General features: G+C 30.9%; 21 protein-coding genes. 13 read left to right on the forward strand and 8 right to left on the reverse strand.

The features are described 5' to 3' along the window. Positions 1-20 precede the first annotated feature (20 nt). Positions 21-509 carry a methylated-DNA--[protein]-cysteine S-methyltransferase gene (locus AC3IF2_RS07085; protein ID WP_489166372.1) on the reverse strand — a complete coding sequence of 163 codons (489 nt, stop codon included), beginning with the start codon at positions 507-509 and terminating at the stop codon, positions 21-23. Next, positions 493-1,260, reverse strand: a complete 768-nt coding sequence (locus AC3IF2_RS07090) for a TatD family hydrolase (protein WP_489166373.1) — start codon at positions 1,258-1,260, stop codon at positions 493-495. The genes AC3IF2_RS07085 and AC3IF2_RS07090 overlap by 17 nt, the downstream gene beginning before the upstream one ends. A gap of 74 nt (positions 1,261-1,334) precedes the next feature. Here AC3IF2_RS07090 and arsC point away from each other — a divergent pair, with 74 nt between their 5' ends. Both arsC and AC3IF2_RS07100 read left to right on the forward strand, forming a co-directional pair. Further along, positions 1,335-1,673: an arsenate reductase (glutaredoxin) gene (gene arsC / locus AC3IF2_RS07095; RefSeq protein WP_489166374.1), complete on the forward strand. Its 339-nt coding sequence runs from the start codon at positions 1,335-1,337 to the stop codon at positions 1,671-1,673. 94 nt (positions 1,674-1,767) lie between these two features. Then, on the forward strand, positions 1,768-4,146 hold the full coding sequence (locus AC3IF2_RS07100) for a TonB-dependent receptor (RefSeq protein ID WP_489166375.1): 2,379 nt from the start codon (positions 1,768-1,770) through the stop codon (positions 4,144-4,146). A gap of 59 nt (positions 4,147-4,205) precedes the next feature. Here AC3IF2_RS07100 and AC3IF2_RS07105 read toward each other — a convergent pair whose 3' ends face one another. Further along, positions 4,206-4,370 carry a hypothetical protein gene (locus AC3IF2_RS07105; protein WP_489166377.1) on the reverse strand — a complete coding sequence of 55 codons (165 nt, stop codon included), beginning with the start codon at positions 4,368-4,370 and terminating at the stop codon, positions 4,206-4,208. Positions 4,371-4,518: 148 nt separating this feature from the next. Here AC3IF2_RS07105 and AC3IF2_RS07110 point away from each other — a divergent pair, with 148 nt between their 5' ends. The 6 genes from AC3IF2_RS07110 to AC3IF2_RS07135 all read left to right on the forward strand — a co-directional run bounded on the left by AC3IF2_RS07110 (position 4,519) and on the right by AC3IF2_RS07135 (position 11,071). Beyond that, a complete protein-coding gene (locus AC3IF2_RS07110; protein WP_489166378.1) occupies positions 4,519-4,980 on the forward strand; it encodes a hypothetical protein in 462 nt (153 codons plus the stop codon). 27 nt (positions 4,981-5,007) lie between these two features. Further along, the gene (locus AC3IF2_RS07115; protein ID WP_489166379.1) at positions 5,008-5,895 is read left to right on the forward strand and encodes a hypothetical protein; all 888 of its coding nucleotides are present in this window, start codon (positions 5,008-5,010) and stop codon (positions 5,893-5,895) included. A gap of 98 nt (positions 5,896-5,993) precedes the next feature. Continuing rightward, entirely contained in the window at positions 5,994-8,426 is a 2,433-nt protein-coding gene (locus AC3IF2_RS07120; RefSeq protein WP_489166381.1) for a TonB-dependent receptor, read from the forward strand. Between the two features lie 83 nt (positions 8,427-8,509). After that, positions 8,510-9,130, forward strand: coding sequence for a YqaA family protein (locus tag AC3IF2_RS07125; RefSeq protein WP_489166382.1), 621 nt, complete (start codon positions 8,510-8,512; stop codon positions 9,128-9,130). A 61-nt stretch (positions 9,131-9,191) separates the two neighbouring features. Continuing rightward, positions 9,192-10,589 (forward strand): class II fumarate hydratase, encoded by a 1,398-nt coding sequence (gene fumC, locus AC3IF2_RS07130; RefSeq protein ID WP_489166383.1) that lies wholly within the window; start codon positions 9,192-9,194, stop codon positions 10,587-10,589. Between the two features lie 8 nt (positions 10,590-10,597). After that, on the forward strand, positions 10,598-11,071 hold the full coding sequence (locus AC3IF2_RS07135) for a nucleoside deaminase (protein ID WP_489166385.1): 474 nt from the start codon (positions 10,598-10,600) through the stop codon (positions 11,069-11,071). Here AC3IF2_RS07135 and AC3IF2_RS07140 read toward each other — a convergent pair. Together AC3IF2_RS07140 and bamJ are read right to left on the reverse strand one after the other, a co-directional pair. Next, positions 11,068-11,250 (reverse strand): hypothetical protein, encoded by a 183-nt coding sequence (locus AC3IF2_RS07140; RefSeq protein ID WP_489166387.1) that lies wholly within the window; start codon positions 11,248-11,250, stop codon positions 11,068-11,070. The two genes, AC3IF2_RS07135 and AC3IF2_RS07140, sit on opposite strands and share 4 nt — an antisense overlap. Positions 11,251-11,400: 150 nt before the next feature. Next, on the reverse strand, positions 11,401-12,129 hold the full coding sequence (gene bamJ / locus AC3IF2_RS07145) for a BamJ family beta-barrel-assembly machinery protein (RefSeq protein ID WP_489166388.1): 729 nt from the start codon (positions 12,127-12,129) through the stop codon (positions 11,401-11,403). Between the two features lie 128 nt (positions 12,130-12,257). Between bamJ and ftcD the strand changes: the two genes are divergently transcribed. From ftcD to AC3IF2_RS07160, 3 genes are all read left to right on the forward strand, one after another. Next, a complete protein-coding gene (gene ftcD, locus AC3IF2_RS07150) occupies positions 12,258-13,949 on the forward strand; it encodes a glutamate formimidoyltransferase (RefSeq protein WP_489166389.1) in 1,692 nt (563 codons plus the stop codon). A 72-nt stretch (positions 13,950-14,021) separates the two neighbouring features. Then, complete coding sequence (locus tag AC3IF2_RS07155; protein ID WP_489166390.1) at positions 14,022-14,525, forward strand: MarR family winged helix-turn-helix transcriptional regulator; 504 nt, start codon at positions 14,022-14,024, stop codon at positions 14,523-14,525. Further along, positions 14,512-14,979: a GNAT family N-acetyltransferase gene (locus tag AC3IF2_RS07160; RefSeq protein WP_489166391.1), complete on the forward strand. Its 468-nt coding sequence runs from the start codon at positions 14,512-14,514 to the stop codon at positions 14,977-14,979. The genes AC3IF2_RS07155 and AC3IF2_RS07160 overlap by 14 nt, the downstream gene beginning before the upstream one ends. Here the strand turns inward: AC3IF2_RS07160 and aroQ are convergent. Continuing rightward, entirely contained in the window at positions 14,976-15,392 is a 417-nt protein-coding gene (gene aroQ, locus AC3IF2_RS07165; protein ID WP_489166392.1) for a type II 3-dehydroquinate dehydratase, read from the reverse strand. The genes AC3IF2_RS07160 and aroQ overlap by 4 nt on opposite strands. Before the next feature lie 61 nt (positions 15,393-15,453). Further along, positions 15,454-15,945, reverse strand: a complete 492-nt coding sequence (locus tag AC3IF2_RS07170) for an outer membrane beta-barrel protein (protein ID WP_489166393.1) — start codon at positions 15,943-15,945, stop codon at positions 15,454-15,456. A 301-nt stretch (positions 15,946-16,246) separates the two neighbouring features. Between AC3IF2_RS07170 and AC3IF2_RS07175 the strand changes: the two genes are divergently transcribed. Next, entirely contained in the window at positions 16,247-16,726 is a 480-nt protein-coding gene (locus AC3IF2_RS07175) for a DUF3575 domain-containing protein (RefSeq protein WP_489166394.1), read from the forward strand. A 51-nt stretch (positions 16,727-16,777) separates the two neighbouring features. Here AC3IF2_RS07175 and AC3IF2_RS07180 read toward each other — a convergent pair whose 3' ends face one another. Beyond that, entirely contained in the window at positions 16,778-17,359 is a 582-nt protein-coding gene (locus AC3IF2_RS07180) for a porin family protein (RefSeq protein WP_489166395.1), read from the reverse strand. Between the two features lie 56 nt (positions 17,360-17,415). Between AC3IF2_RS07180 and xerD the strand changes: the two genes are divergently transcribed. Beyond that, complete coding sequence (xerD, locus tag AC3IF2_RS07185) at positions 17,416-18,312, forward strand: site-specific tyrosine recombinase XerD (protein WP_489166396.1); 897 nt, start codon at positions 17,416-17,418, stop codon at positions 18,310-18,312. Positions 18,313-18,355 lie beyond the last annotated feature (43 nt).

Consider the following 18,355-nt stretch of genomic DNA (forward strand, 5'->3'; position numbering starts at 1 on the left):
TTCTAGTTCAAAAAGAAAGTTTAGAATAACGATTGTTGAGAAGGTGGATTTTCATGTTCTAATAACCAACGTTTACGCCAAAGACCACCAGCATAGCCTGTTAAAGAGCCATCACTACCAATAATTCGATGACAAGGTACCACTATCCATAGCGGGTTTTTAGCATTAGCATTAGCAACAGCCCTAATGGCTTTTACATCTCCCATTTTTTCAGCTTGCTTCATATAAGATCGCTTTTCGCCATAAGGTATTTGTTGTAATTCATTCCATACACTCTTCTGAAAATCTGTACCCTGAGGATTTAATTTTAAACTAAAAGACGTTCGTTCTTTTTTAAAATATTCATCCAATTGTCTAACACATTCTTGTAAAGGTTCTGGTATTACATCTGTAGTTTCTTGCTCGCCATCTAATACAGAAATTGATGAAATTCCATCTTCATCACCAATAATTCTGGCAATACCAATTGGTGTTTTATAATATGTTACACTATCAAAATCGAAAAACATCTTTAGAATTTTGTGTAGTAATTTCAGCTATTTCTTGAGGAGTTAAATTATAAATATCTACCAATTTATCCAAAACATTAACAATATAACTACTTTCATTTCGCTTTCCGCGGAAAGGTGCAGGTGCTAAATAAGGCGAATCTGTTTCTAAAACAATATTTTCTAGAGGAATTTCATTCAGAAATTTATCGATTCCACCATTTTTAAATGTAACTACTCCACCTATCCCTAATTTCATATTAAAAGATAATGCTCTATGGGCTTGTTCTAAGGTTCCTGTAAAACAGTGAAAAATGCCATGCAATTTTTCATCCTTTTCACCTTCTAGAACTTCAAATATTTCATCGAAAGATTCACGACAATGAATTACTATTGGCAAATCTTTTTCTTTAGCCCAACCTATTTGAGTTTTAAAAGCATCTTGCTGTTGTTTTAAAAAAGATTTATCCCAATACAGATCGATCCCAATTTCTCCTACAGCATAAAAATTTCGTTTATCAAACCATTCTCTAACAAAGTTCAGTTCATCTTTGTAGTTTTCTTTAACAGATGTTGGATGCAGGCCCATCATTAAAAAAACATTTTCTGGATAATTCTTTTCAAGATCGAACATAGCATCTGAATAGGTAGAATCAATTGCTGGAATAAAAAAACGAGAAATACCAGCATCAAAAGCTCTTTGCATCATTTCTGCTCTATCATTATCAAATTGCTCTGAATATAGATGGGTATGCGTATCTGTTAAAATCATAGGCTGTCAAAGATAACTATCTAAATAGATTTTAAAAAGGCTTAGTTATATTTGCATTTCAAAAATGAAAATAGATGAAAATTTATCATAATAGTAGATGTAGTAAAAGTCGCGAAGGTCTTTGCATACTAGAAGAGTCTAATCAAGATTTCGAAATTGTAAATTATTTAGAAATTCCTCCTTCTGTAAATGAATTAAAAGAAATATTAAAAATGCTAGGCCTAAAACCTATTCAATTAATTCGTAAGAATGAAAAAATTTGGAAAGAAAATTTTAAAGGAAAAGAACTGACCGACGATGAAATTCTAAAAGCTATGAGTAATAATCCGAAATTAATTGAAAGACCTATAGTTATTAAAGGTGGTAAAGCTGTTTTAGGAAGACCACCTGAAAATATTAAAGAATTATTATAAAAAACTAGTGGTTTTTAGGTATCAAACTCACCAAAAACCACTATTTTTTTATCCAATGATTAGTGATACTTTTGTTTTTTATACGCCAAATTGTATGAAAAAGTACTTCCTGCTTATTGCTTTTCTTTTTCTTGTAAAGTTTTCATCTTTTGGTCAAAGTACTACGGCTAAAGAGATAATTATTTCAGGTAAGGTAATAGACACAGAAACTAATGAGCCTATTGAGTACGCAACTATAACCATCCATTCTAAGAATGATAGCATTATAGCTGGTACATCTACTAATAAAAATGGAAGGTTTAAACTTAACACAAAGACTGGAAATTATACATTGAAAATTCAATTCTTATCTTTTGAAACTTATAAATTGTCTAAAAATTTTATTGATAATTTTAGTCTTGGCGTAGTAAGTCTTGTACCGGATAATACTCTCAAAGAAGTTGAAATTGTTGCAGAAAAAAGATTATTAAAAACAAAATTCAATAAAAAAATATACAATGCATCTGCAGATATTGCAAATATTGGTGGTAATGCTATAGATGTTTTAAACAATACGCCATCAGTTAGAGTAGATGATGATGGAAATATTTTAGCTAGAAGTGGTAGCGCAACAATACTTGTAGATGGTAAACCTCAATTTGGTTTAGACAATAACTCAGACATATTAAAAGCAATTCCATCAAGTAGTATTGATAGAGTTGAAATTATTACTAGGTCTGCTAAATACAGCGCTGAAGGCAGTGGTGGTGCAATTCTAAATATTATTACCAAAAAAAGACAGGGAATAGGTTTGAATGGTTCTCTAGAAGTCCATACAGGCATCCCCGATAATCATGGTTTTTCAACATTTATTAATGAGGATACGGATAATATGAATCTCTACTCTACAATTAGTTTTAATAATCAAGATCGTAACAAGTTTACAAACATTTACCAACCAACTTTGAGTTTTGATGAAAATAGAATTGATAAAGAAAAACGTAATAGTTTATTGTTTAATCTAGGTAGTGATTTTTACTTAAATGACAAAAACATACTTTCTGCCTCTTTTTTGATTAATGCCAACAATAAAAATTTTAGATCTAACCTTAATGAATCTGATTTTACAAGAAAAGTAAACGACGACGATGATAGCTCAAGAATTGAAGCTTCTATTGGTTACAAAATAGAATTTAATGAAAAAGGTCATAATCTTTCTGTTGACTTTAAGTACGAAAATACAGACTCTGATAATAAGGCTACTATAAATGAAGTAGCAACAATTGGGAATACAGTTTTTCAAAAATCTGATAAAGATCAAAAGTTAGATAATTTTTTAGCGCAATTAGATTATTCATTACCATTTAATGAAAATCAAAATTTAGAGTTAGGTTATAAAGGAACATTTCGCTTTTATGAAAACGACTTTAATGTCTCTCAATTTGATAATGTCATCAATGATTTTGTAACCATTGGTAATCTTGATGACATCATTAATTATGATGAAAAAGTTCATGCTTTTTACGGTATGTATAATGCAACCCATAACAAATTTTCATATTCGATAGGGTTAAGAACCGAAATTTCTGATGTGATTATTGGACAACTAAATTCTGGGGTTCAGTTAACAAAAAATTATACAGATTTATTTCCTTCTGCTACTATTGGCTATGAATTAAATGATAACACTTACTTATCAATAAACTATTCTAGGTCTATAGACCGACCAACTGTTGCTCAGATTAATCCATTTATTAGATATACAGACGAACGCTTTCAAACAGTAGGTAATCAAAATCTGAATCCTTTTTATTCTGATTATTTTGAAGTTCTATTTGATAAAAGCTTTGATAAATTAACATTAACTTCATCATTTTTCTTAAATAACTCGTATGATCATTTTTTATCGGTTATTGAAAATACTGGTCAACAAACATCAGATGGGCAGGATATTTTTAGAAGAATTCCTATAAATAGTGGTGATAAAAATATTTTAGGTATCGACTTAGACCTTACCTATCGATTTTCTAAAAACTTTAGGTTAAATGCGTATGCAAGCCCGTATAGACAAAAAACAACCAATGCAATTGACCCGGCTTATAATTTAACAAACACAACTTGGTATGCTAGTGGTACTGCTTTTGTTACATTTAATAACGGACTAAAAATTAATGCCCAACATGTTTATCAATCACCAATAAAAAATGGTTTAACAGAATTGAGAACTATTAATTTTTCAAATCTAACGGTTAGTAAAGATTTATTTAAAAAGAAAGCTTCATTAACATTCAGAATCAATGATATTTTTAGTTCAAAAAAGTTTAAATATGAGTCTTTAGAAGCTAATACTCTAACTTTAAGAGATGTTCGTTATGAAAATCAGTATCAGTTAACTTTTACTTATAGATTCAACCAAAAAAGAAGAAGTTCTAAAGACAGAAGTAGGGAAATTAGTAAAGATGACTTAGAAGACAAACAAGATAAAAAATTATAAGCAACAAAAAAGGATGGAAAAAACCATCCTTTTTTTTTATATAAACATTAATCTAAAACCTAATTATTCTTCTTTTTAGCTTCGCGCTTTAATTTAAATTCTTCTCTTAAATAACCTATAATCCAATAAGGAATTACAAATGTTAATAAAAATATCATCATCCAAAAACCCATTGTAAAAACGGTAAGAAAAATTAAAAAACCTACAAAATGTTGAAATTCCATAATAAAACTAGAAGCATTTAAATTTAGGTCAAAAATAAAATATATTTTTTACTTTGTATATATATTTTCTTATTTTTTAATTCAACTTATTAATAGTTTTAAACCTTTTTAAAGTTTAGTAGTCTAATAAACTAAAAATGAATTAGAAATGGCGTTTTATAAAAAACTCTTTTTGATAGCTATTCTATCTGTTATATCTATTCCGTTTTCTGTTTCTCAAGAAAATGAAGATTATGACATTCAGTTAAATTCGCTTTCACTCACTCAAGAACAAAAGAGAATTTTAAAAGAGCAATTATTGCTTAAGAGACAAATAAGAGAAAGTATTAAGAATAATCTTTCTGTTGAACAGAAAAGAATTTTAGCTAATAAGAACTTGTCGCAAGCTGACAGGACTAAGATGTTGAGAAAATCTCTATCTACTAAGCAGCTTTCTGATCTCAAAACCAATAGAAATTTATTAAAAATTAAACGTAAGCAGTTTAGAAAAACAATTTCTAGAAAGCAGATGGTTAGATTACAACATTTTATAAGTGACAAAAAAATACGAGATAGAAGAAGATTGGTGCGTAGATTAAGACATTTAATTAGACAAAATTTAGATCAATAAGAACTTTTTACCTACACCTAAATCTATATGAAAAAGTTTTTTTTAATTCTAACCCTTACTACTATTGTATTAAACACCTATGCCCAAACTCAAGAGGAATTAGATGCTGAAGTAGATGCTATTATAGATGAATTAATAGCAGATGAAACAAATATCTTGGACTATATAGATGAATTAAGTAAGCAGCATTTAATTTATATGTCTTTAGAATATAATAATAAAACTTATTTTCTAGGTAGAGATTTAAATATAGATCAGTTTAGCCTTTCTCCCCAAATTTTATATCAACATCATAGTGGTATTTACGCAGGTCTATCTGGTGCCATTTATAATAAATTTAATCCAAAATGGGATTTAACTACTGCATCTCTTGGTTATACAAATGATTTTGGAAAGAATGATAATTTTAGTTGCGACTTAAGCTATAGCAGATATATTTTTACAGATTCTGAGTCTAGAGATTTTGAAAATAGCCTCGATGCCACCTTTAGTATTGAAACTAATGATCAATTATTGGGTGTATCAGCTGGAGTATCGTATTTTTTTGGAGATGAACAGGGTGTTCAAAATAATTTTGAAATTTATAGCGCCATTGATCTATTTAAAATAAGCAAAAAACATCAAGTATCTATAAATCCTCAATTGTCTTTTAGTTTAGGAAATGAAAATATAGACACCTCTAGAATTGATGATTTAGTGTCAGATCTACCGATAATTGATAGAATAGTAAATGAATTTGAAACTTATGCTCTTAGAAATACACAATTATCAATCCCTGTAAATATAGCATTGAATGATTTTCAGTTCGAAATTGGGTATAATTTTAATTTTCCCAATGCGCTTGTGTTTGAAAGAAATTTAGAAAATTCTTCATTTTTAAATATCGGTTTGAGCTATATTTTCAGCTTTAAATAGTCAGAATCCTTTTAACACTTTTTTAACGAAAACTAAATTAAACCAAAGTAATTTCGATCGGTCAAAGTGTTATTAATTTTCTCGACAAAATAATTCTAATGAAAAACAATTTAATTCTGATAATAGCATTGTTATGTTCTTATCAAATAGTTTTATCACAAAGACCTCAAAATCGAAATTTCGAGCCAAAAAAAGTTGAAATAACCGGTAAAGTAATTGACAAAGAAACCAAACAACCTCTCGAATATGCCACAATAGTACTTACTTCTGTAAGAAGCAAAAAAGTAACTGGAGGTTTAACAGACAAAGATGGAAACTTTATAATTGAAGCAAATCAAGGGATGTATGATATTTCTGTAGAATTTATCTCCTTTAAAAGCTATAAACTTGCTAAACAACGAATTTTAAAAAATACCAATCTAGGTACTATCATCTTGGAAGTAGATAGTGAAGCTCTAGACGAGGTTGAAGTTATTGCTGAAAAAACAACGGTAGAAATTAGGCTTGATAAAAAGATATATAATGTTGGTAAAGACTTAACCGTACGTGGTGGTACTGCTAGCGATGTATTGGATAACGTACCTTCTGTTTCTGTAGATGTTGAGGGTAATGTCGCTTTACGTGGGAATGATAATGTTCGTATTCTTATCGACGGAAAACCATCAGGACTTGTAGGTTTAAGCTCAACAGATGCTTTACGCCAATTACCTGCAGACGCTATTGAAAAAGTTGAAGTAATTACATCACCTTCTGCAAGATATGATGCAGAAGGAACAGCAGGAATTTTAAATATCATATTAAGAAGAAGCAAATTACAAGGATTAAATGGTGCAATTACAAGTAACATTGGGTATCCAAAATCAGCAGGTGTTTCAGGTAATTTAAATTACAGAACAGGCGATATAAACATTTTTACTACATCTGGCTATCGCTATAGAGAAGTACCAGGTAATTCGTTTACTTCTACAAACTTTAGAAATAATAACTCTTTTATCGAGGAAGATAGAAGTTTTGATAGGGTTAGGAAAGGTTTAAATGCCAATGTAGGTGTAGAATGGTATATCAATAAAACATCCTCATTAACAGGTTCAGTTTTATTCCGCGAAAGCGATAATGAAAGTAATACTACAAACCTGATTTTTCAGAGAGATGAAAATGGTGCAGAAACTAATTCAATACGTTTAGACCCAGAACTAGAAGATGATAAAACTGTACAATATTCTCTCAACTATGATAAAAAATTTAAAACTGATGGGCACAGCTTTACAGCAGATTTTCAATACGAAGAAAGTGCTGAAGAAGAAAATTCGTTAATAAATCAGGATGGAACTGATGTCGAAAAAGTACGTACAGACGAAAAACAAGATCGTATTTTATTACAAACGGATTACGTATTACCTATTGGTGAAAAAACGCAGTTAGAATTTGGTTATCGTGGTAATTTTAACAGATTAGACACTGATTATAGGGTAGATAGTATCATAAATAATTTACCTGTTCTAAATGCAAATCTCTCAAATAGGCTGCTCTTTAATGAATATACCAATGCTCTTTATTCTCAGTACGGAACTAAATTCAACAAATTTTCGGTGCTTTTTGGTTTACGTTTAGAGTCTACAAGAATTACTATTGACCAAGTTACATCAAATGACAGACAGGTAAAAGAGTACGCATACTTCTTCCCTACTGTAAATTTGGGTTATGAATTGTCAGAAAAAGAAAGTTTAACTTTTGGTTATAATCGTAGAATAAGAAGACCTCGGTCTAGATTTATAAACCCTTTTCCATCTAGATCAAGTGCAACAAGTATTTTTCAAGGCAATCCTAATCTTGACCCTTTTCTTTCTGATGCTATAGATTTAGGGTATTTAAATAGATTTGGTAAAGTGACGCTTAATACTTCTATTTATTATCAACACTCAAGTGATGTATTCTCTTTTGTATCTGAACCAACTGGTGAAACTGTTGAGTTTAATGGACAAGATGTTCCAGTGATACGAAGGACACCTTTAAATTTAGACACCAATGATAGATATGGTTTTGAATTCAATCTAACTTATAGCCCAAATAGAAAGTGGAGAACTAATGCGAGCTTTAACTTATTTCATTCAATTACCAAAGGACAAAATTCTTTAGGTGAAAGTCTAGATGCAGAAAATACAAGTTGGTTTGCACGTGTAAGTAATAAATTAACACTACCTGGTAAAGTTGACTGGCAAACTACAGCTGTATATAGAGGACCAAGTGAAACTGCCCAAAGCAAAAATCAAGGTGTATTCTCTATGAACATGGCATTAAGCAAAGATCTTTTTAAAGAAAAGGCATCAATTGCATTTAATGTGAGTGATCTTTTTAATACCAGAAAACGTATCTCAGAAATTGATGCACCTACTTTCTTTGGAGAAAGTGAATTTCAATGGAGAGAACGTAGTTTTAATCTATCTTTTACATATCGCTTCAATCAAAAGAAAAAACGTCAAAGATCTTCACGTCAAGATTTTGATGAAGGTGGAGAAGAGTTTGGTAGTTAATTCAAAAAAATTAAGTTAATCTTAAGAGAACTTTGTTTGTATAAACTTTAATAGTTCTTATTTTTGCACCCTTGTTTTGAGAAATGAAAAAAGGCGCTAGAGTTCAAAAAAAGTCAAGGTTTAAACTACTACACCAGTATTATTCATATACTGGTTTTTATAGTTTTATAGGCAATAGTTTAAAAAAAGCTATTTTACCTATAGCGGTTATCATTGTAATTATAGTTCTATTCAATGCTTATATTTATAACATTAATGATGGGCTTCAGAAAATTACCGAAATCTATTCAGCAAATGGTATTCTAACTATTTTCTTTTTATCTGAATCTTTCTTAGGACTAATACCACCTGAAATCTTTATTGCATGGTCTAAAAAAACAGATAGCCCTGTTTTATCATTAGCTGTTTTAGCAACACTTTCATATATAGGCGGCATAATATCTTACTATATTGGTAAAGCTATTCTAAAAATAAAATCTGTTAAAGATTATCTTGAAAATAAAATGGCGAAGCATTTAAAGAATACTAAAAGATGGGGTGGCTTTTTAATCCTTAGCGGAGCTTTATTACCCATACCATTTTCTATTACTTGTATAGCTGCTGGCATGATTAAATATCCTCTAAAAGGTGTTATTACTTTTGGATTGTTTCGCTTTGTTCGCTTTGCAGTTTACGCCATAGCAATTTTTCAAATCGTTCAGTAAAATCAACAATCTTTCGCTAGCTATTTTGTAACTTTGTTGTCTACAAAATCAATTCTTTCAGATGGACTACAGAATAGAAAAAGATACTATGGGCGAGGTAAAAGTACCTGCCGATAAATACTGGGGTGCCCAAACCGAAAGATCACGTAATAACTTTAGAATTGGTGCTCCTGCATCAATGCCTTTAGAAGTTGTGTATGGTTTTGCTTATCTCAAAAAAGCAGCAGCATATACAAATTGTGAGTTAGGTATTTTAGCTGAAAATAAACGCGATCTTATTGGTCAGGTTTGTGATGAAATCCTTAACGGGAAACATGATGATCAATTTCCTTTAGTTATTTGGCAAACAGGTTCTGGTACGCAAAGCAATATGAATGTGAATGAGGTTATAGCTAATCGTGCTCACGAAATTGCAGGTAAAAAAATTGGTGAAGGCGAAAAGACTATACAACCCAATGATGATGTAAATAAATCGCAATCATCAAATGACACGTTCCCTACCGGGATGCATATTGCATGTTATAAGATGATTGCAGAGACCACTATTCCTGGGGTTCAAAAGCTAAGAGATACTCTAGATAAAAAAGCAAAAGATTTTAAAGATGTAGTAAAAATTGGTCGTACACATTTAATGGATGCTACTCCATTAACAGTTGGTCAAGAATTCTCTGGTTATGTATCTCAATTAGACCATGGCCTTAAGGCCTTAAAAAACACATTAGCACATTTATCTGAATTAGCCCTAGGCGGAACTGCTGTTGGAACAGGATTAAATACTCCTAAAGGATATGATGTTTTAGTGGCTAAACATATTGCTGAATTTACTGGTCTGCCCTTTGTGACAGCTGAAAATAAATTTGAAGCATTAGCTGCACATGATGCCATTGTAGAATCTCATGGGGCATTAAAGCAATTAGCTGTTTCTTTAAATAAGATAGCCAATGATATTAGAATGATGGCTTCTGGGCCACGTTCAGGTATAGGTGAATTGATTATTCCAGCTAATGAGCCAGGTTCTTCTATTATGCCTGGTAAAGTAAACCCTACTCAGGCTGAAGCCTTAACTATGGTTTGTGCACAAGTAATGGGAAATGATGTTGCTGTAACTGTTGGTGGAACTCAAGGTCATTATGAGTTAAATGTATTTAAACCTATGATGGCAGCTAATCTACTGCAATCTGCAAGATTAATAGGTGATGCTTGTGTGTCTTTTAATAATAATTGTGCTACTGGTATTGAACCAAATCATTCAAAGATTAAAGAATTATTAAACAATTCTTTAATGTTGGTTACCGCTTTAAATACAAAAATTGGGTATTATAAAGCCGCTGAAATTGCTAATACTGCACATCAAAATGGAACTACTTTAAAAGAAGAAGCTATTCGATTAGGTTATGTATCTGCCGAAGAATATGATGAGTGGGTAAAGCCAGAAGACATGACAGGAAGTCTTAAATAATTTTTATTATGACTAGTAATGAAGAATTTATGAGTGAAGCTGTAAAAGCTGCTCTAAAAGGAATGCAAAATAATGAAGGTGGTCCTTTCGGTTGTATTGTAGTAAAAGATGGTGAAATTATTGGTCGTGGTAATAACAAGGTTACTTCAACTAATGACCCTACTGCACATGCTGAAGTAACAGCGATAAGAGATGCTTGTGAAAATTTAGGGGCTTTTCAGTTAGACGATTGCATTATATATACTTCATGTGAACCATGCCCCATGTGTTTAGGCGCTATTTATTGGGCAAGACCTAAAAAAGTATATTATGGTAGTAATCAACAAGACGCTGCTGATATAGGCTTTGATGATGAATTTATCTATAAAGAAATCCCCTTACCTTACGAAAAACGCAGTATTCCTTTTGAGCAATGTGCACGAGACATCGCATTAGAGCCTTTTAAAAAATGGTCAGAAAAAGAAGATAAAATAGAATATTAATATTCTAAATCTAAATTTCCTTGCGCTCTAACAGTTTCTAAATAATCTAGATATTTTTTATATTCTTTTAACTTAGAAACAGTATACTTATCTTTCTTGTAAGGACTAAAATGTTTTTTTCTTCTTTTCTTTTTTTTAGAACGTAGATCTTCGTTCTCAGGGTCGAAATTATTTTCCATGTTTAGCGAGTTTAATTACTAGAATAACGAATCTAGAATTAGTTTTAGTATATAATTATACTCATTGAAAAATAGTTTCTTAAGATTGTTAAAACAAAAAACCAGTAACATTATTAGTTACTGGTTTTAATATTTTATAAGAAGATGTTACTATTTTACAATTTCTAATAGTTCAACTTCAAATATTAGAGCATCAAATGGTCTCACTTTTCCACCTTGATGAGGAAAAGCTCCATAAGCCAATTCTTGAGGTACAAAGAATTTATACTTAGAACCAACAGACATCAATTGCAATCCTTCAGACCATCCTTTAATAACTTGATTTGCAAAAAATTCTTGAGGCTTTCCTCTATCTACAGAACTATCAAAAACTGTTCCGTCTATTAAAGTACCATGATAGTGTACTTTTACTTTATTAGTTGCAACAGGTTTTTCTCCTGTACCTTCATTAATAACAATATACTGCAAACCACTTTCTGTAGTTTCTACTCCTTCTTTAGATTTATTATTTTCTATGAATTTTGCGCCGGCAGCTTTCACTTCTCCAAATTCTTTTTCAGCTTTTGCTAAGGCTTCTTCCTGTTGCTTTTTACGTTGTTCTACTTGTTTCTTGGTCATATATGATCTAACAACATTTGCAACTTTGTCGTAATCAATTAGTAAATTAGTAGAATCTATTCCATTTCTAATACCTTGTAATAAAAGATCTTGATCCACCTCGTCAAATCCTTTTTTTAAGTTACTTGCTATATCCAACCCTATAGCATAGCTTACTGAATCTATTTCGTTATCTAATGACTTTTTTGTTACACTTTGACTATTACAAGAAGCCAACATTGCTATTGTAATAATAGCACTAAAAATTTTAACTAATCTCATCCTTTTATTTCATTTTAATAAGCGCCAAAAATAGAAAATTTAAATGACTATTCTTTATATATTTTTTTAATGATTTTTGGGATAACATTTAGAAAACAATTTTAAATTTGAAAACCTAAATTTCGAAAATGCAAAAGCAACTTATAGAATGTGTTCCTAACATAAGTGAAGGACATGATGAAGAAAAAATAAATGAAGTAGCTCATATCGTTGAAACGGTAGAAGGAGTAAAACTATTAGATATAGATCCTGGTAAAGCTACCAATAGAACAGTTATTACATTTGTTGGTGAGCCCGAACCTGTAATCGAAGCTGCATTTTTATTGATAAAACGAGCTTCTGAACTAATTGATATGAGTAAACATTCTGGTGAGCATCCTCGTTTCGGTGCTACAGATGTATGCCCATTAGTTCCTATTTCTGGTATCTCGTTAGAAGAAACTGCAAAGTATGCTCATAAATTAGGTGAACGTGTAGGTAAAGAATTAGGCATCCCAGGGTATTTTTATGAGAATGCTGCAAAAGAAGATAAGCGTAAAAATTTAGCTAATTGTCGTTCAGGTGAATATGAAGGTTTACCAAAAAAATTAGTTGATCCTGATTGGAAGCCAGATTTTGGTCCAGCCGAGTTTAACGATACTGTTTCAAGAACTGGAGCTACGGCTATTTCTGCGCGTGATTTTTTAATTGCCTATAATATAAATTTAAATACTACATCTACACGACGTGCAAATGCTATTGCTTTTGACATACGAGAGGCCGGTCGTATCAAACGAGAAGGTAATCCAGTAACAGGAAAGAAGGTATTAGATAAAAACGGTGAACCCGTTAGAATTCCAGGTAAATTAAAAGCAGTAAAAGGTATCGGTTGGTATATAGAAGAATATGGTATTGCTCAAATATCATATAATCTAACTAATATATCTATAACATCTATGCATGAAGCTTTTGACGAAAGTTGCAAAGCTGCTCAAGAAAGAGGATTGAGAGTAACAGGTTCTGAGTTGGTAGGCCTCGTACCATTAAAAGCTATGCTAGATGCAGCTGACTATTTCTTAACAAAGCAAGATAGGTCATTAGGCATTGCAGAAAATGAAAAAATTAAAATTGCTATTAAATCTCTTGGTTTAGATGATTTAAAGCCTTTTAATCCAGAAGAAAAAATCATAGAATATATATTACAAGATGATTCTAAGAAGTTAATCGATTTTAAGCTTGATGCTTTCGCTGACGAAACGGCTAGTGAATCTATGGCTCCAGGTGGTGGATCTATATCAGCTTATGTTGGAGCTTTAGGAGTTTCATTAGGTACTATGGTAGCAAATCTATCTGCTCATAAACCAGGGTGGGATGATAAATGGGAATTCTACTCTAAATGGGCAGAAAAAGGACAACAATACAAGGATAAATTATTATTCTTGGTTGATGAGGATACTAATGCCTTTAATAAAATTATTGAAGGATTTAGAATGCCTAAAGGAAACGATAAAGAAAAAGAAGCACGCAAAGAAGCTATCGAGAGTGCCACAAAATATGCAACCGAAATACCTTTTCAAGTAATGCAGACTGCTCATGATTCTATAGAAGTTATGCAAGCTATGGTTAAAGATGGGCTTCCAAGCTCATTATCTGATGCTGGTGTTGGTGCTTTATGTGCTCGAACTGCCGTATTGGGTGCTTATTTTAATGTTCGCATAAACGCAAAAGATATAAAGGATAGAAAATTTGCGGATTCCATCATCAATAAAGCTCAAAAAATCTATCAATCTACTTTAAAAAAGGAAAAAGATATCATTGATTACATAGATAGTAAGATGTAATACTACTACCCTATTTTGATATTTAAATAGAATTTTATAAATTTGTATAAGTATTTATATAAATATTTATATATGTTTAAGCAACAAGATCAATTAGTACAATTTAAAGAACTCGCAATTGGATCGAGACTAAAGCGGTTAAGCGATCTATTGATGAAAGAAACTACTGTTGTTTACAATACTATGAATGTAGATTTCGACCCATATTTTATGCCGATATTTAAATTGGTCAAAGAGCAAAGCGGTTTAACCATAAGTGAAATAAGCACAATTTTAAATGTTACCCAACCTGCAGTTACACAGTATGTTAACGCGCTAATAAAAAAGCAATTAGTGATTTCAAGAGTTGGAAAAATTGACAAAAGAAAGCGAAAAATTGAATTATCAACCAAGGGAGAAAAAGTATATGATCAATTACAACCTATTTGGAACGCAGTAGAAAAAGAGGCTAAAAAAATTACCCATGTTACCAGTAACAAGACCTTGTTAGATCATGTAACCTATATAGAAAATACCTTAAAAGAAAAATCATTTAGCAAACGAATACTTGAAAATTTAAAAAATGATAACAACTAAAATAACCATTGTACCTTTTAAAGATGAATATGCTAGTCATTTTAGAGATCTAAATATAGAGTGGCTAGAAAAATTCTTTTATGTTGAAGAACATGATAAAGAGGTATTAAATAATGCCAAAAAATATATAATAGATAATGGAGGTTATATTTTCTTTGCCTTATATCAAGGAGAGATTGCTGGTACAGTAGCTTTAATAAACGAAGATGAAGGTTACGAGTTAAGTAAAATGGCTGTTTTACCTAAATTTCAAGGGTTAAAAATAGGACAACAATTAATGCAACATTGTATAGATTTTGCAAAAAGAATGGGTTGGAAGGAGATTCTACTCTACTCCAATAGAAAACTTGAAAATGCCATTTATATTTACAGAAAATATGGTTTTAAAGAAGTACCCGTACAAGCTGATAGTCCGTATGAAAGAAGTGATATTAAAATGGTATTAAAGCTCTAATGTAATAATGAATCTATTGCCAGCTCATATCCTCTAAGACCAAATCCTATTATAATGCCTTTTGCATTTGGTGCAATATAAGAATTATGTCTAAACTCTTCACGAGAATATACATTGGAAATATGCACTTCTATAACTGATGTTTCTATTGCTTTGACTGCATCGCCAATACCAACAGAAGTATGTGTATATGCAGCAGCATTTAGAATGATACCATTATAATCAAAACCTACTTCATGTAGTTTATCAATAATTTCCCCTTCTATATTTGATTGAAAATAATCCAACTGAAGTTCAGAATATTTATTCTGTAGCTTTTTAAATAAATCTTCAAAAGTGGTATTACCATAAACTTCTGGTTCTCTTTTACCTAACAGGTTCAGATTTGGGCCATTGATAATTATTAACTTCATATCGCTAAAATAAAAAAAGGAAACTAATGCTTCCTTTTTTAATCAAAATATTATTAGTCTCTTATAATCCGAAATTTACGCCTAAATTAATAGTTGAAAAACTTCCTCCATCAACACTAATACCTCTATAAGAAACTGTAATCTGTGTATTTTCTCCAACATTATATCCAACCATAGGGCGATAGTAAAAACCTCCATCTCCATCTCCAACAGCAATAGCATAACCTAGGTCAGCACCAATTTGAAAATCATCAGATGCGTTAAATCGAGCAGCCCCAGCCAAGGGAATATATTGAAAATCATCAACTTCAATTGATCCTAAAGGGCCTAAATCAATATCATCACCGAATGAATGATTATAACCCGTTGCAACACCTGCTTTAAAATCGTCAGACACCTCCCATAAAGCATCTAAGTCTATTCCCGCATTAAATGTGGAAAGGTCGCCTGCATCTCCAATAGGTAAACCTACTGTTAAACCAGCTCTAAAATTTTGTGCGTTTACACTAGCAAATGCGCAAACTGTCATTACCGCTAAAATTATTTTTTTCATAATTCATGTTTTTTTGAAATTTCATACTTCAAATTATATATTATAACATTAAGAAAAGTGAATTTGTTAACATGTTGTAAACATGGTTATTAACAATTATTGAAACAAAAATCAATAATAAAAATGTATAATATTCTTTCTATTTGATTTTCAGCTATCTACAATAATTAATTAAATTAATATTTTATAAAATATTGATAATCAAATATTTAATAATTTTTGATGAAAAAAGAATTTGTACAATAAAAGCTATTTATAACGTTTATATTAATTCAAAAATTAATCATTAAAACAAAAAATTATGAAAAAATTAATTTTAGCAGCTATTGCTCTAGTAACATTCTCATTTGTTAATGCTCAAGAACAAGCTATTAAAGCTAATCCTATTGGACTTGCTTTTGGTGTAGCTAACGCTGGGTACGAATTCTCTACAAATGATACGCAAACTTTAACGATATCTGGTTTGTATTATAACATTTCTGATGTTTCAGGTTTTGGAGCTGGTGCTGAATATAGATTTTATTTCTCTAGTGGTGAAGCTCTTAGAGGATGGCATGCTGGGCCTTCTGCTGGATACTTTTCTTTAGAAGATGATTTCAATAATTCAGCAGGCTTTTTCACTATAGGAGGAGAAGTTGGCCATCAATGGATTTTCGGTGAACATTTTGCTTTAGATGTTTTTGCAGGCTTAGGTTTTGTTTCTGGTAGCTCAGATGATTTAGCAGTTTCTGTTAATTCAACCGCTATAAGCTTAGGAGTAGCTCTAGGTTATGCTTGGTAAGAAAATATTACTTAAACTATAAAAAAGGCGGCCAGTTAGCCGCCTTTTATATTAATTAAATTTATAGACTAATCCTATTTGAAAAGTATTTACTTTAAGTTCTGGATTGATCAAACCTCCAATAATTGGTATATTTAAATCATCAATAAGGTCAGTTAAACCACTATCAACTCTATTATTTAACCCAACATTATATCTAGCTTGTACCGCAAAATTTTCATTTATATCAAATCCTGCACCAAAACCTAAACTAAATCCTGTTGTTTTAATTGCTCTTTTTTCAAGTTCATTTAATCCTGTTAAAAAGTCTAACTGAGGTCCAGCTTGTAAGTTAAATTTTTCTGCAATATAATATTTAGCCATAACTGGTATTAATATCACTCCTTCTCCATCTATTCCAGCATAAAGTACTTCAGGCTGAACACTAAATTTTTCAGCCACGCCAATGTCAGCTAATAATCCAATGAAGAACCCAGAACCATTCTGTACTTCAGCTACATCAAAACCAGCTACAGTAGCTTTACCAGAGCCATTAATAAAACCACCTGTTACACCAAAACTAGTTTCTCCTTGAGCATTTATAGAAGTTATACTAAAAACTGCTAATAGGATAACTAAACTCATTTTTTTCATAATAATTGATTTAAAGTTATATTGCAATATACTAAAAAAAGAAGTGGTTTTTGGTTATGAATTGGCAGAACGCATTAAAAGATTATCAGTTATATCTTAAAATTGAACGAGGCTTATCGCATAATTCAATTGAAAGTTATGCCAGAGATGTAAAAAAATTAATTTTATTTCTAGAAGAAAACAATATTACCACTTCTCCTTTTAAAATATCAGAAGAAACAATTCAACAATTTGTTTATGAGATTGCCAAATCTGTAAATGCTCGATCACAGTCTCGTACCATATCTGGGCTTCGTAGTTTTTTTGATTATTTAATATTTGAAGATTATAGAAAAGATAATCCTACACAACTAATAGAAACTCCAAAAATTGGCAGAAAATTGCCAGATACCCTTTCTGAAGGAGAAATCAATAAAATAATTAACTCTATAGACCTTAGCCATTCTCAAGGACAACGAAATAAAACTATATTAGAAACTTTGTATAGTTGTGGCTTACGAGTTACAGAACTTATTACTTTACAACTTTCAGATTTGTTTTTTGATGAAGGTTTTATTCGTGTAATTGGCAAAGGTGATAAACAACGTTTTGTACCTATAAACTTACATACACAAAAATTGATTCTAATTTATATAAATCAAGTACGCAATCATATAAAACCTCAAAAAGGGTTTGAAGACACACTTTTCTTAAACCGAAGAGGGAAGCAATTAACTAGAAATATGATTTTCTTAATTGTAAAAGAAGCTTCTGAAAAAGCAGGGGTAAGAAAGAATGTGAGTCCTCATACATTTCGTCATTCCTTTGCTACTCACCTACTCGAACGTGGAGCAGATCTGCGGTCTATACAACAAATGTTAGGACATGAAAGTATTACTACTACAGAAATTTATATGCACGTAGATAAAACTTTTTTAAAGGAAATTGTAGAAAAATACCATCCTAGAAAGTAAAAAGTCCTTTTCAAAAAACTTAAAAAGGACTTTCTACAATATT

The sequence above is a fragment of the Maritimimonas rapanae genome (assembly GCF_057837205.1).

Excerpts from the sequence above, each read along its gene's own strand:
- AC3IF2_RS07085 (WP_489166372.1), bottom strand. The coding sequence starts at position 509 with ATGTTTTTCGATTTTGATAGTGTAACATATTATAAAACACCAATTGGT.
- AC3IF2_RS07090 (WP_489166373.1), bottom strand. The coding sequence starts at position 1,260 with ATGATTTTAACAGATACGCATACCCATCTATATTCAGAGCAATTTGAT.
- arsC (WP_489166374.1), top strand. The coding sequence starts at position 1,335 with ATGAAAATTTATCATAATAGTAGATGTAGTAAAAGTCGCGAAGGTCTT.
- AC3IF2_RS07100 (WP_489166375.1), top strand. The coding sequence starts at position 1,768 with ATGAAAAAGTACTTCCTGCTTATTGCTTTTCTTTTTCTTGTAAAGTTT.
- AC3IF2_RS07105 (WP_489166377.1), bottom strand. The coding sequence starts at position 4,370 with ATGGAATTTCAACATTTTGTAGGTTTTTTAATTTTTCTTACCGTTTTT.
- AC3IF2_RS07110 (WP_489166378.1), top strand. The coding sequence starts at position 4,519 with ATGGCGTTTTATAAAAAACTCTTTTTGATAGCTATTCTATCTGTTATA.
- AC3IF2_RS07115 (WP_489166379.1), top strand. The coding sequence starts at position 5,008 with ATGAAAAAGTTTTTTTTAATTCTAACCCTTACTACTATTGTATTAAAC.
- AC3IF2_RS07120 (WP_489166381.1), top strand. The coding sequence starts at position 5,994 with ATGAAAAACAATTTAATTCTGATAATAGCATTGTTATGTTCTTATCAA.
- AC3IF2_RS07125 (WP_489166382.1), top strand. The coding sequence starts at position 8,510 with ATGAAAAAAGGCGCTAGAGTTCAAAAAAAGTCAAGGTTTAAACTACTA.
- fumC (WP_489166383.1), top strand. The coding sequence starts at position 9,192 with ATGGACTACAGAATAGAAAAAGATACTATGGGCGAGGTAAAAGTACCT.
- AC3IF2_RS07135 (WP_489166385.1), top strand. The coding sequence starts at position 10,598 with ATGACTAGTAATGAAGAATTTATGAGTGAAGCTGTAAAAGCTGCTCTA.
- AC3IF2_RS07140 (WP_489166387.1), bottom strand. The coding sequence starts at position 11,250 with ATGGAAAATAATTTCGACCCTGAGAACGAAGATCTACGTTCTAAAAAA.
- bamJ (WP_489166388.1), bottom strand. The coding sequence starts at position 12,129 with ATGAGATTAGTTAAAATTTTTAGTGCTATTATTACAATAGCAATGTTG.
- ftcD (WP_489166389.1), top strand. The coding sequence starts at position 12,258 with ATGCAAAAGCAACTTATAGAATGTGTTCCTAACATAAGTGAAGGACAT.
- AC3IF2_RS07155 (WP_489166390.1), top strand. The coding sequence starts at position 14,022 with ATGTTTAAGCAACAAGATCAATTAGTACAATTTAAAGAACTCGCAATT.
- AC3IF2_RS07160 (WP_489166391.1), top strand. The coding sequence starts at position 14,512 with ATGATAACAACTAAAATAACCATTGTACCTTTTAAAGATGAATATGCT.
- aroQ (WP_489166392.1), bottom strand. The coding sequence starts at position 15,392 with ATGAAGTTAATAATTATCAATGGCCCAAATCTGAACCTGTTAGGTAAA.
- AC3IF2_RS07170 (WP_489166393.1), bottom strand. The coding sequence starts at position 15,945 with ATGAAAAAAATAATTTTAGCGGTAATGACAGTTTGCGCATTTGCTAGT.
- AC3IF2_RS07175 (WP_489166394.1), top strand. The coding sequence starts at position 16,247 with ATGAAAAAATTAATTTTAGCAGCTATTGCTCTAGTAACATTCTCATTT.
- AC3IF2_RS07180 (WP_489166395.1), bottom strand. The coding sequence starts at position 17,359 with ATGAAAAAAATGAGTTTAGTTATCCTATTAGCAGTTTTTAGTATAACT.
- xerD (WP_489166396.1), top strand. The coding sequence starts at position 17,416 with ATGAATTGGCAGAACGCATTAAAAGATTATCAGTTATATCTTAAAATT.